Genomic DNA, 12,288 nt, shown 5'->3' with positions numbered 1-12,288 from the left:
GATCCGGGGCCGGGCCATCAACTTGTGGCCTTTAACTGCGCGCCTTCAACGGCATGTGCCGTTGTGCGGTTACTTCTTGGCGTCGATCGCGGCCTGCAGGTACTGGTCGAACGGGGTCTGGGCGCTGTCGCCGACACCCCACTGCTTGCCTTCAACGAACACGGTGGGCGTGCCGGTGATGCCGATTACCGTGGCCTCCTGGGTGGTGTGCTTCACCCACGGACGGTAGGTCTTGCCATCCACGCATGTCTCGATGCTCTTGGCCCCGGCGTCGGTGGCCAGCGTCTTCAGCTCGTTGTCGGAGAGTCCGGCGCTGCCTTCGGCCGGCTGCTTGGCGAAGAGCACGTCGACGAAGTCCGAGTACTTCTCCGGGGATTCGTTGACCACGCAGGCTGCGGCGTTGGCCGCGCGCGAGGAGTAGTTCGTGGTGGACCGGCTGTCCAGGAATCCGAGCGGGCGGTACTCCACGGTGATTTTGCCCTCGTTGCGCAGCTTGGTGAGCGTCTCGTTGTACTGCGCCTCGAAGTTCTTGCAGACGGGGCAGATGAAGTCGATGTAAAGAACCACCTTGACCGGCTTGCCGGCCTCAGCCTCGGCGCCGGGGGCCGTGACCGGAGACGGCGGCGTGGCCGGAGCGGACGGGAGGTCGGACAGCTTCACGGTTGCGGGATCGGTCTTCGCCACGTCGGTGTTCGCCAGCAGGGTGACACCGCCGTGGATGTTGCCGTTGGCCGGCGTGGGTCCCTCGTCGGCAACCGGGGCGTTGTTCTTGATGTTGGAGGTGACAACCAGCGCGACGATCACGATGATGGCGATGACGGCGGCAACGATGCCCCAGCCGATCAGCAGCTTGTTGCGCTTCTCCTTCTTCAGCTGCGCCTCGCGGATCTCGCGGGCTTTCTCGCGCGCCGCGGCAGTGCGCTCTGCCTTAGACAGTCGGGGTTCGTTTGCGGGGCTCATTGGTTCCTCGGGTCGTTCGGCCAGGGACGGTCCACTCAGTGGCAACGTCATCATTTTAGGGGAGAAACCCGAGAACTTGCGCTTTCAAGTTTCCCTTCCGCCTGCCCAACGGACGAATAGCCCGGAAGATTCCGGGCGGCTAGGGTTGATGGAGAGCCACGAGCGGACCCCAGGGGGCACCAATGCAAGCAACGGACAGCGCCGGCCACGGCACACAGAGCACCACTGAAGCGGGGCGGACGGCCACCGACGGCGCCCCCACCGGCGCCGCGGCAGGGGACCAGTTCGACTTCATGGTGGTGTCCAACCGGCTGCCCGTCGACCGCTGTTCGGCCGACGAGACCGGCTGCGAGGACGGCTGGCGCCGCTCCCCCGGCGGACTCGTGACAGCCCTGGCCCCGATGATGACGAAGACCGACGGCGCCTGGGTGGGCTGGCACGGCGCCCCCGATGAGACGGTCAAGCCTTTCAGCCACGGCGGTATCGACCTGATCCCCGTCCAGCTGAGCACCGAGGACATCGAGCTTTTCTACGAGGGCTTTTCGAACGCCACGTTGTGGCCGCTTTACCACGACGTGATCGCCCCGCCGGAGTTCCACCGCACGTGGTGGGATTCGTACCGGAAGGTCAACCGGAGGTTCGCCGACGCCGTCATCCGCCATGCGGCCGAGGGTGCCACCGTCTGGGTGCAGGACTACCAGCTCCAACTGGTTCCCAAGCTGCTCCGGGAGGCCCGGCCGGATCTGAAGATCGGGTTCTTCAACCACATCCCCTTCCCGCCGCCGGAGATCTTTGCCCAGCTCCCGTGGCGCCGTGCGATCATCGACGGCCTCCTGGGGGCGGACCTGGTGGGCTTCCAGCGCAGCAGCGATGCCGGAAACTTCATGCGCTCCGCACGGCGCTTCCTTGGCGCGAGCGTCAAGCAGCAGCAGGTCCATGTCAGGGGCACGGACGGCGAAACCACCCACATCGCGAGGGCCCAGGCGTTCCCGATCTCCATTGATGTCAAGCAGATCACCGAGCTGGCGAAGAAGCCGGAGGTAATCGAGCGGGCGCAGCAGATCCGCCGGGACCTCGGCAACCCCAAGACCATCCTGCTCGGCGTCGACAGGCTCGACTACACCAAGGGCATCCGGCACCGACTCAAGGCGTACGAGGAACTGCTGCAGGACGCCAAGGTCACCGTCGAGGACGCGACCCTGATCCAGGTGGCCAGCCCCAGCCGTGAGCGTGTGGAGCAGTACCGCCTGCTTCGCGAGGAGGTCGAAGGCACAGTGGGCCACATCAACGGCACCTTCGACACCATGGAGAGCACGGCCGTCCGCTACCTGCACCACAGCTACCCCATCGAAGAGATGGTGTCCCTGTACCTGGCCGCGGACGTCATGCTGGTCACCGCCCTGCGCGACGGCATGAACCTCGTCGCCAAGGAATACGTCACGGCCCGGACAAACAACGACGGAGCGCTGGTACTGAGTGAGTTCGCCGGTGCCGCGGACCAGCTCAAGCAGGCCCTGCTGATGAACCCGCACGACATTGACGGCCTCAAGGATACGATCATGAGGGCCGTCAACATGCAGCCGGCCGAGGCATCACGCCGCATGCGGGCCATGCGCAAGCAGATTCTGGACCACGACGTCGACCTCTGGTCCTCCGACTTCCTGAAAGCCCTCGCCGAAAAGGTTGTACGCGATGACTCCTGACGCCGCCGGAACCCACGACTCAGAGACCAACACTCCAAACACGGCCCCGCTCTCGCTCTCTCCTGAGCTGCTGGCAGCCGTGCGCCGCGTCGCTGGCACCGGGCACCTGCTCGTGGCGATGGACTTCGACGGCACCATGGCACCGCTCGTGGACCATGCCGGCGACGCCCGCGCGCTCCCGCGCTCCGCAGCCGCCTTCGCGGCGCTGTCGGAACTGCCCCGGACGACGACGGCGCTCATCTCCGGCCGGGCGCTGGACAGCCTGCGGGCCGTCGCCTCCCCGCCGGAGGAGACGCTGCTGATCGGCAGCCACGGCGCAGAGGTCTGGATGGGGCCCGGCTCCTCGGAACTCATGCTCGACGACGCCCAACGCGAACTCCTGGCCGAGGTCCGCCGGGAGCTTGAGGGAATCGTGGAACAGGCCCCGGGGACCCTTTTGGAAGACAAGCCGGCCGGCGTCGTCCTGCACACGCGGCTCGCGGCGGACGACGTCGCCGAGGACGCCGTCGCCGCGGCGCGGACGGTCCTGCAGGACCGCAGCGGCGTCTTCCTCAAGTCGGGCAACCGCGTCCTGGAGACCTCCGTCGTGAACGCCTCCAAGGGCGAGGGCATTGCCTTCCTGCGGCAGGCTGCCGGAGCCACGGCAGTTGCTTTCGCCGGAGACGACACCACCGACGAGGACGCCCTGGCCAGCCTCGTCCCGGGCGATCTCGGGGTAAAGGTGGGGCTCGATTTCACCCAGGCCGAGTTCCGGGTGGAGGCGCCGGTGCACATCTGCGAACTGCTGGAGGCCCTGCTGCGTGAGCGGAAGAAGGCCCTCAACTCCGGGAGCTAACGCGGCCTACTGAGCGGTCAACCGGGCGTCGGTCACGACTCAGGCTCGTAGCCGATCAACCAGTGCAGTCCGTGACGGTCGAGGACCTGGCCATCTGTTGCGCCCCAGGGCTTCGGGGCAAGGGGGTCGATCACCCGGCCGTCAACGGCGAGCTTGTCGAACCACTGGTGGAGAACTGCCGGTTCGGCGGTCCCCAGCAGCGAGAGCATGAGGCCTTCGAACCGGACGCTTTTCTCGCCCGGAGCCGCATCCGACCCCGCCAAAGCGACTGCGCCACTCAGCTGTCCGTGGGCAATGGCATCCGGCGGGCCGTCGCTGCGGTTGAACTCCTCGTATGTGAACAAGGCAAGCTCTCCGCCGAAAACGTCGGCGTAGAAGCCAAGTGCTTCACGCGCCGTGCCGGGGAAACTGACATAGATCTGCAGTGCCGTCATGCGCACAGCATACCCACCCTTTTCTGGTGCCAAGTGACGGACCCCACGTGTGACATCCGTAACTTTTTAGCCCATTTGGCATATATCTGACATACTCTGTTTGTGATGTGGCGCACAACTACCGTGCGGCGTCACTGGGTACTCCTCGGCTTCGGCCGAGGAGTATGCGTATGAAATCCCACAATTGAATTAACAACTGCATAAAACGACCATTCACTACGGATCGTCCGGCACGTACCTGCCGGTGAAGGGATTGATAACTGTGGCTACAGTTACTTTTGATAACGCAACACGTCTGTACCCGGGCACCGAGAAGCCCGCTGTTGACAAGCTCAACATTGATATCGCCGATGGCGAATTCCTGGTCCTCGTTGGACCCTCCGGCTGCGGAAAGTCGACCTCCCTGCGCATGCTTGCAGGTCTCGAGGACGTCAACTCCGGCCGCATCCTCATCGGCGACCGCGACGTCACTGACGTCCCGCCGAAGGATCGCGACATCGCCATGGTGTTCCAGAACTATGCCCTGTACCCGCACATGACCGTCGCGGACAACATGGGCTTCGCGCTGAAGATCGCCGGCGTCAGCAAGGAGGAGCGCGCCGAGCGCGTCCGTGAGGCCGCCAAGCTGCTTGACCTCGAACCGTACCTGGACCGGAAGCCGAAGGCCCTCTCCGGCGGCCAGCGTCAGCGCGTTGCCATGGGCCGGGCCATTGTGCGTAACCCGCAGGTCTTCCTCATGGATGAGCCGCTGTCCAACCTGGATGCCAAGCTGCGCGTGCAGACCCGCACCCAGATCGCGTCCCTGACCCGCCGCCTCGGCGTCACCACCGTCTACGTGACCCACGACCAGGTCGAGGCCATGACCATGGGTGACCGTGTCGCCGTGCTGAAGGACGGCCTGCTGATGCAGGTCGACACCCCGCGCAACCTGTACGACAAGCCCAAGAACGTCTTCGTGGCCGGCTTCATCGGCTCCCCCGCCATGAACCTGCTCGAACTCCCCGTCGTCGACGGCGGCGTGCAGTTCGGCGGAACCGTTTACCCGGTACCGCGCGACGTCCTCGAGGAAGCCCACGGCCAGACCGTGACCCTCGGTTCCCGCCCGGAAGACCTTGAGACTGTCGCCCAGGGTGAAGGTCTCCAGGTCGAGGTCGACGTCGTCGAAGAACTCGGCGCCGACGCCTACGTCTACGGCCACACCACGCTCGACGGCCAGAGCCACGACATCGTGGCCCGCGTCGACGGCCGCCGCCCCCCGATGAAGGGTGAGTCCATCTGGGTCCGCCCCCAGTCGGGCCACGTACACCTGTTCGACACCAAGACCGGCCTGCGCCTCGGCGACTAGTCCCCACCGGCTCCCTAACCTCGCTTCGCTTCGGTCAGGGAACCCTGCCGGCGTGGGCCCACCCACCGGCTCAGCTGACGGCGGTCCTCCCCAGTGGAGGGCCGCCGTCGGGCGTTAACAGTCCCTTTTAGGCGCGGCCCTGCAAATACGGAAGAATTGATTCATGACCGAGGAAAACGCATGACCGAGGAAAACAGCGCACAGTGGCACGACGAGCCCACTGACTACGGTCAGATTGGAAAATTGCCCCGGTTCGAGGCCGCCAGCGCCAATGACGACAAGGCCGCGATGGTGTCCAGCTCGCTGAGCATCACGGCCGCCGCCACCGAGCCCGAGCTGCTGGACCTGCCTTGGCACATTGCCCTCGAGGACTGGCCGGCCGAATATCTGGCAGCCCTCCCCCGCGGTATCTCCCGGCACATCGTGCGCTTCGCCCACCTCGGCGGCTCTGTGATCGCCATCAAGGAAACTTCGGAGCACGTGGCCCGCCACGAGTACCACATGCTGCGCAAGCTCGCCCGGCTGGACGTTCCCGGCGTGGAACCGGTGGCCGTCATCACCGGACGCACCACCCCGGAGGGCCGGCCGCTGAACCCTGTGCTGGTCACCCGGCACCTGAAGTTCTCCATGCCCTACCGTGCGCTCTTCTCCCAGATGCTGCGCAAGGACACCCTGACCCGGCTCATCGACGCCCAGGCCCTGCTGCTGGTCCGGCTGCACCTGATCGGCTTCTACTGGGGCGACGTGTCGCTCTCCAACACCTTGTTCCGCCGCGACGCCGGCGCGTTCGCCGCCTACCTGGTCGATGCCGAGACTGGCGAACTGTACCCGGATTTGTCCACCGGCCAGCGCGAGTACGACCTCGAAATCGCCCGCGTCAACATCGCCGGGGAACTCATGGACCTCCTCGACGGCGGCCTGATCGAGGAGAAGGTGGACCCCGTGGCCACCAGCGAGCTGATCATGGACAGCTACCGGCGGTTGTGGACCGAGCTGACGGCAAAGGAATCGTTTGAGATCGGGGAACGCTGGCGTGTGGCGGCCCGGATCCGGCGGCTCAACGAGCTGGGGTTCGACGTCGAGGAATACGCGATCAAGACCACGCAGAACGGCTCCACCATCCAACTCCAGCCGAAGGTCGTCGACGCCGGGCATCACCAGCGCCGGCTGCTGCGCCTGACCGGCCTGGACGCACAGGAAAACCAGGCCCGCCGGCTCCTGAACGACATGGACTCATTCCGGGCGGACAACAACCCGGGCATGGACGAGGAATACAGCGCGCACCTGTGGGTCAGCCAGATCTTCGAACCGATCGTCCGGGCCATCCCACGCGACCTCTCCGGCAAGCTCGAGCCGGCCGAGGCGGTGCACGAGGTCCTGGAGCACCGCTGGTACATGTCCGAGAAGGAGAACCGGCACATCCCCCTGGCGGAGGCCGTCCAGTCCTACATCGACAACGAACTCCGCCACCGCCGGGACGAGGCCGCGATCATGCTCAACCCGGACACTGGGTTGCTCAAGATCCTTGAGGTGGAGACCGAGGAATCACGCTACGGCGCCGACGACTCAGTGGACGAATACCCCGACTCCGACGACTAAGCCGCGCGCCGGGCATGTTGTGGCACGCCCGCGCTAAATCTCCTTGAGCTAAATCGCCTTGCCGGGGTTCAGGATCCCGGCCGGATCGAAGAGTTCCTTGATCCGGCGCTGCAGCTCACGCACGGGTTCCTTCTGCTCCAGGCCGAGCCAGCGCAGCTTGTACTGCCCGATCCCGTGTTCGCCGGTGATCGTGCCGCCCATGGCCAGGGCCACGGCAATCGACCGGTCCAGGGCGGCGCCCAGGCGGGCCATGGCATCGGGGTCCACGGTATTGTCCACCCGGTCGACCCAGAAGGTGGGGTGGAGGTTGCCGTCACCGGCGTGTGCCACGACTTTGAGCTGCACCCGGTGCTCCGCCGCCATGGACTCGAGCTCGGCGACGTAATCCACCAGCCGCGAACGCGGCACGGCCACGTCTTCGCCCACCCGGTATTCGTCGTCGACCTCGGTCCCTCGGCTGTTGCGGCGCAGTTCGACAAGCTCCTCTGCCTCCGCGTTGGCCTCCATGGTCACCACCGCTCCTCCCGCCACCAGGACCGGGCGGATGGCCGCGGCTTCCGCTGCCGCGCCGAAGCCGTCGGTCTGGATCAGCAGCAGGGATGCCCCGCGCGCGGCCAGGTCCGAGCCGTGGAGGTCATCGAGTTGGGCGAGCGAGCCGCCGTCGAGCAGTTCCATGATGGCCGGCTGCACGCGGGCCCTGCCCACGGCGAGGACCCCGGCCGCGGCGCTGCGGAAGTCCGGGTAGAAGGCGGCGATGGTGTGTACGTCGCGCGGCAGGTATTTCAGCCGCACGGTGACACCGACCACGATCCCCAGGGTCCCCTCCGAGCCGACGAACAGCCCAGTGAGGTCATAGCCGGCGACGCCCTTGAAGGTCTGGTGGCCGGTATGGATGAGGGAGCCGTCCGCGAGGACGACGTCGAGCGCCAGGACAGAGTCGCGGGTCACCCCGTACTTCGCGCAGCGCAGGCCGCCGGCGTTGGTGGCCACGTTGCCGCCGATGGTGGACATCTTGAAGCTTGCAGGATCCGGGGCATACATGAGCCCGTGTACGGCGGCGGCCGCATTCAGGTCGGAGTTAATGACGCCGGGTTCCACGACGGCGGTCTCGTCGTCCGCGTTGAGGTCCAGGATGCGGTTCATTCCCTCGAGCGTGAGCACCACGCAGCCCGCGCTCGCGTGGGCGCCCCCGGAGACCCCGGTACCGGCCCCGCGCGCCACAAGCGCGACGCCAAGGGCGGCGCAGGCACGCACAGTTGCCTGCACGTCGGCCACCGATTCGGCGCGGACCACCGCCTGCGGGAGCTGATAGTCCAGGACGGGAGCCTGGTCCACGGCATAGGCGGCCAGGGTGGTCGCGTCCACGGCAATTTTCTCCGCGCCCAGGGAAGAGGTCAGCTCATCGATGATGCTGCGCATGCGGTCTCCAGTTCGGTCGAATCCGGATCCTAGTCTAAGGCCGCGCATTGTCGGTGATGTGGCTCACAGTTGCAAGCGCTTCCAGCTATGCGCGGGATAGTCCAGTTGGTGGTCGAAATTGCCGCCAAAATGTGACTGGAAGCGTTTTCATAATCCGGCGTGGGAGCCCTAGTATTGCCGTCATGTCCGTTGATTCAGTTCTCCTCGCTCCCGCCGCGCTGGCCGGACCCCTGACGGGTCCGCTGACCCCCGTGCACGCCGCAGACCACATTCCGGGATGGTGGCGCTCCGCTGTCATCTATCAGGTCTATCCGCGCTCGTTCCGGGACCTGAACGGCGACGGCATCGGCGATCTCGCCGGAATCACGGCCGAACTGCCCCGCCTTGCGGAACTGGACATCGACGCCGTCTGGCTTTCGCCCTTCTACCGGTCCCCGCAGCGCGACGCCGGCTACGACGTCAGTGACTACTGCGACGTCGACCCCCTGTTCGGCACCCTGGACGATTTCGCCGCCATGATGGCCGAGGCCACCCGGCTGGGAATGCGGATGATCGTTGACCTGGTGCCCAACCACTGCTCGGACCAGCACCACGCTTTCCAGGCTGCCCTGGCCGCGCCTGCCGGCAGCCCGGAGCGGGACATGTTCATCTTCCGAGACGGCCGCGGAGCATTCGGCGAGGAGCCGCCGAACAACTGGCAGTCCCACTTTGGCGGTTCAGCCTGGACCCGGATCACCGAACCGGACGGCGCCCCCGGGCAGTGGTACCTGCACCTCTTCGACTCCTCACAGCCGGACTTCAACTGGGACAACCGTGCCGTCCATGAAGAATTCGAACGGGTCCTGCGCTTCTGGCTGGACCGCGGGGTCTCCGGTTTCCGGGTGGACGTGGCGCACGCCCTCGTGAAGGCCCCGGGCCTGCCCGAGTGGGGCGGACGGGCGGACGGCAGCAGCTCCCACGGCTTCCCCGGAAGCGACGCTCCGATGTTTGGCCAGCCCGCGCTCCACGACATCTACCGGCGGTGGCGTCAGATGCTCGCCGAGTACGGCCCCGACCGGATCCTCTGCGCCGAGGCAAACGTGGACCCGCTCCCCCGGCTCGCCGATTGGGTGCGCCCGGACGAAATGCACCAGGCCTTCAACTTCCCCTACCTGCACGCGGGCCTGGACGTGCACCGGATGCGCCACATCGTCACGGAGTCACTGACGGCACTTGACGCCGTCGCCGCTCCCAGCACGTGGGTGCTCTCCAACCACGACGTCGTCCGCCACGCCACCCGCTTCGGGTACGACGGCCAGGCTCCGCGCGACGGTGACGGAATCGGCACCTGGGATCCGCAGCCGAACGAGGAGCTCGGACGGTCCCGGGCGGCCGCGGCGTCCCTGTTCATGCTGGGGCTTCCCGGCGGGGCCTACCTCTACCAGGGTGAAGAGCTTGGCCTGCCGGACGGGATCGACATCGCGGACACCCGCCGCCAGGACCCCACGTTCGCCCGCACCGGCGGCGCACGGCTGGGCCGCGACGGCTGCCGTGTTCCGCTGCCCTGGCGTGCCGGGGAACGCAACGCCGGATTCGGCCACGGGCAGGACCCCTGGCTGCCGCAGCCGGAAAGTTTCTCACGGCTGGCCCGGGATGTGCAGTCCGCTTCGCCGTCGTCGCATCTGAGCCTCTACAAGCGCATGCTGGAGCTGCGCCGCCGGCTCGATCTTGGCCGCGGCTCGCTGTCCTGGTACGAGGACCTCTGCAACGATACGAGTCTTGCCTTCCTCAACGGCTCCACGCTGGTCCTGCTGAATGTCGGGGCCGAGCCCCTGGAGCTGCCCGCCGGACGGGTGCTGCTGCGCAGTTCAACGCCCACAGGTGCCGGCTACGACGCCGGGGACATGGCCGGCGCGGGCGATCCGTTAGGCTCAGGTGAAGCTGTTTGGCTGGAAATCTATCTCGAGGACACGGAGGGCTAGGCATGCCCGGCATCAAGGACGTCGCGGAACGGGCCGGCCTCTCCATCGCCACCGTTTCACGCGCCTTGAGCGGCAAGGGCAATGTCTCACCGCGTAGCCGGGAGCGGGCCCGCACCGCCGCCGCAGAGCTCGGTTTCGTCGCGTCGTACCAGGCCTCCGGGCTGGCCTCCGGACGGACCCACAATGTGGGCCTCGTTGTCCCTTCCGTCCACCGGTGGTTCTTTTCCTCGGTGGTCGAAGGTGTCTCGGCGACCCTGCTGGATGCCGGCTACGACCTCACGCTGTACAACGTCAGCCAGGGCCGGGAGCGCCGCCACAGTGTGCTGAACGACTTCCTCCTGCGCAAACGCGTGGATGCCGTGATCGCCGTGTCGCTGGAGCTCTCCGAGGCCGAGATCGACCAGCTGCTGGCCATCCATCGCCCCATCGTGGGGATCGGCGGCCCATTACCCGGGGCGTCGACCATCCGCATCAATGACGCCGGTATTGCGGAGGCCGCGGCCCGGCACCTCATCCAGCTTGGCCACAGCAAAATTGCCCACATGACCGGCGATGCCGCCTACGAGCAGGATTTCCGCCTTCCCGGCACGCGTCAGGCGGGGTTCAAGAAGGCCATGCGGGACGCCGGACTGGTGGTCCGGCCGGAATGGCAGGTCTCCGCCGACTTCACGATCCGGGGCGCCTACGCCAACGCCCGTGAGCTGCTCGGCGGCTCTCCGGAGCGTCCCACGGCCGTCTTTGCCGCCTCGGACGAGATGGCGATCGGCACGATCCTCGCTGCCCGGGATTTCGGGTTGCGGGTGCCGCAGGATCTCTCCGTCATCGGCATCGACGGCCATGAGCTGGGTGAAGTCTTCGGGCTGACCACGATCGATCAGGACGCGCGGGGCCAGGGTGCGTTGGCCGTGCGGCGTTTGCTGGCCAGGCTCGACGGCGCCGGAGACACGGCGGCCGCGCACACCGAATACCCCACGCGCTTCATCATCCGGTCCAGCACCGCTGTTCCGCCCGTCGACCAGGGACCCTTGCGCGCCTAGGTCCGGGCTAGATCCGGACTGTGCATGCCGGGGGCTGGCCGCCGGGTCTGTCCGCCGGTAGGGACGCCGGCAGGGACGGACGCGCCACTCCCAGGAGCCGCTCAGGCGTCGGGGCTGTCCGCGCCGGCGCCACCCATGAACCGAACGAAGCGGTCCAGGACGGCGGGCCAGCCTGCCGCATATTCCGCCCGGGCGGCCGCGGGGTCCTCGGCGCCCTCCCAGCCGCTGTGAACCAGGCGGAGCTCTGTCCCCTCGCCTACCGCCCTGAACGCCACCCGGAGCTCTGTGGACCACATGGCAGTGGTTCCCGGGTGCCAGCTGGCGTGGAAGGACAGCGGGGGCAGCCAGTCGTCAATCGATCCCCAAACAGCCGTCCGGCCGTCATCCGAGGACTCCATGATCAGGTTCTCCTCGAACTCGACATAGGAGCCGGCGCCATAGACGCTGTGGTCCTCGAGCGGCCACCAGAGGTGCGTGTGTTCCGTGAATCCCATGAAGGCCCGGGCAACTGCGCCCGGCACCACAACGCTGACGACGACGGGATCGAGTTCGTCCGCCGCGGCAGGTTCCGGCGCACCGGACGGAGCATGGCTGAAGAGGTTATCCATGGGCAACAACTCTACCCGTGGGAACGTGTCCCCAGCGGACCTGCAGGACGTGAGGGACCGTCCGGCCAGAACCTGCAGTACCTGAGGGAGCGACGCTCCCTCAGGTACTGCAGGAAAACCGTTGACGCTCCCTCACGTTTGGCGGGGTGTGGCGGGATGCTCCCTCACGTTTGGCGGGTCCCGGGCTGAATGACGGGTTAAATGCGGGAGGACCCCCACCTGGTGGTGGGGGTCCTCGACCGTTAATGGTGTTCCGGCGGTGACCTACTCTCCCACACCCTCCCGGGTGCAGTACCATCGGCGCTGTGGGTCTTAGCTTCCGGGTTCGGGATGGGACCGGGCGTTTCCCCCACGCTATGACCGCCGTAACCCTTGCTCCGCCACCGG

The 12,288-nt window shown here is 66.8% G+C and carries 10 protein-coding genes and 1 rRNA gene; 6 read left to right on the top strand and 5 right to left on the bottom strand.

All coding sequences use genetic code 11. The features are described from left to right. Positions 1–69: 69 nt before the first annotated feature. Positions 70–960 carry a DsbA family protein gene (locus tag Y706_RS0120720; RefSeq protein ID WP_028278087.1) on the bottom strand — a complete coding sequence of 297 codons (891 nt, stop codon included), beginning with the start codon at positions 958–960 and terminating at the stop codon, positions 70–72. Between the two features lie 293 nt (positions 961–1,253). On the opposite strand from Y706_RS0120720, the gene Y706_RS0120715 reads away from it, so the two are divergent. After that, positions 1,254–2,663, top strand: coding sequence for an alpha,alpha-trehalose-phosphate synthase (UDP-forming) (locus Y706_RS0120715; RefSeq protein ID WP_243182222.1), 1,410 nt, complete (start codon positions 1,254–1,256; stop codon positions 2,661–2,663). Continuing rightward, positions 2,653–3,498, top strand: a complete 846-nt coding sequence (gene otsB, locus Y706_RS0120710) for a trehalose-phosphatase (RefSeq protein ID WP_028278085.1) — start codon at positions 2,653–2,655, stop codon at positions 3,496–3,498. Before Y706_RS0120715 ends, otsB begins: the two co-directional genes overlap by 11 nt. Before the next feature lie 32 nt (positions 3,499–3,530). Here otsB and Y706_RS0120705 read toward each other — a convergent pair whose 3' ends face one another. Beyond that, the gene (locus Y706_RS0120705; protein ID WP_028278084.1) at positions 3,531–3,932 is read right to left on the bottom strand and encodes a VOC family protein; all 402 of its coding nucleotides are present in this window, start codon (positions 3,930–3,932) and stop codon (positions 3,531–3,533) included. 262 nt (positions 3,933–4,194) lie between these two features. Between Y706_RS0120705 and ugpC the strand changes: the two genes are divergently transcribed. Next, positions 4,195–5,277 carry an ABC transporter ATP-binding protein gene (gene ugpC, locus Y706_RS0120700; RefSeq protein ID WP_018775851.1) on the top strand — a complete coding sequence of 361 codons (1,083 nt, stop codon included), beginning with the start codon at positions 4,195–4,197 and terminating at the stop codon, positions 5,275–5,277. A gap of 180 nt (positions 5,278–5,457) precedes the next feature. Further along, positions 5,458–6,876 carry a DUF4032 domain-containing protein gene (locus tag Y706_RS0120695; RefSeq protein WP_028278083.1) on the top strand — a complete coding sequence of 473 codons (1,419 nt, stop codon included), beginning with the start codon at positions 5,458–5,460 and terminating at the stop codon, positions 6,874–6,876. A gap of 48 nt (positions 6,877–6,924) precedes the next feature. Here Y706_RS0120695 and Y706_RS0120690 read toward each other — a convergent pair whose 3' ends face one another. Then, complete coding sequence (locus tag Y706_RS0120690; protein ID WP_028278082.1) at positions 6,925–8,295, bottom strand: FAD-binding oxidoreductase; 1,371 nt, start codon at positions 8,293–8,295, stop codon at positions 6,925–6,927. 182 nt (positions 8,296–8,477) lie between these two features. Between Y706_RS0120690 and Y706_RS0120685 the strand changes: the two genes are divergently transcribed. Further along, positions 8,478–10,256 carry a glycoside hydrolase family 13 protein gene (locus tag Y706_RS0120685; RefSeq protein ID WP_028278081.1) on the top strand — a complete coding sequence of 593 codons (1,779 nt, stop codon included), beginning with the start codon at positions 8,478–8,480 and terminating at the stop codon, positions 10,254–10,256. A gap of 2 nt (positions 10,257–10,258) precedes the next feature. Further along, the gene (locus Y706_RS0120680; protein WP_028278080.1) at positions 10,259–11,293 is read left to right on the top strand and encodes a LacI family DNA-binding transcriptional regulator; all 1,035 of its coding nucleotides are present in this window, start codon (positions 10,259–10,261) and stop codon (positions 11,291–11,293) included. Positions 11,294–11,394: 101 nt separating this feature from the next. On the opposite strand, the gene Y706_RS0120675 is transcribed toward Y706_RS0120680, so the two are convergent. After that, the gene (locus tag Y706_RS0120675; RefSeq protein ID WP_028278079.1) at positions 11,395–11,901 is read right to left on the bottom strand and encodes an SRPBCC domain-containing protein; all 507 of its coding nucleotides are present in this window, start codon (positions 11,899–11,901) and stop codon (positions 11,395–11,397) included. A gap of 251 nt (positions 11,902–12,152) precedes the next feature. After that, a 5S ribosomal RNA gene (gene rrf / locus Y706_RS0120670) occupies positions 12,153–12,269 on the bottom strand. Positions 12,270–12,288 lie beyond the last annotated feature (19 nt).

Origin of the sequence: Arthrobacter sp. I3 (assembly GCF_000520575.1) — a bacterium.
GTDB classification, from domain to species: domain Bacteria; phylum Actinomycetota; class Actinomycetes; order Actinomycetales; family Micrococcaceae; genus Arthrobacter; species Arthrobacter humicola_A.
Note: the sequence above shows the minus strand (reverse complement) of the source record. Positions and strands in the feature narration are given on the sequence as shown.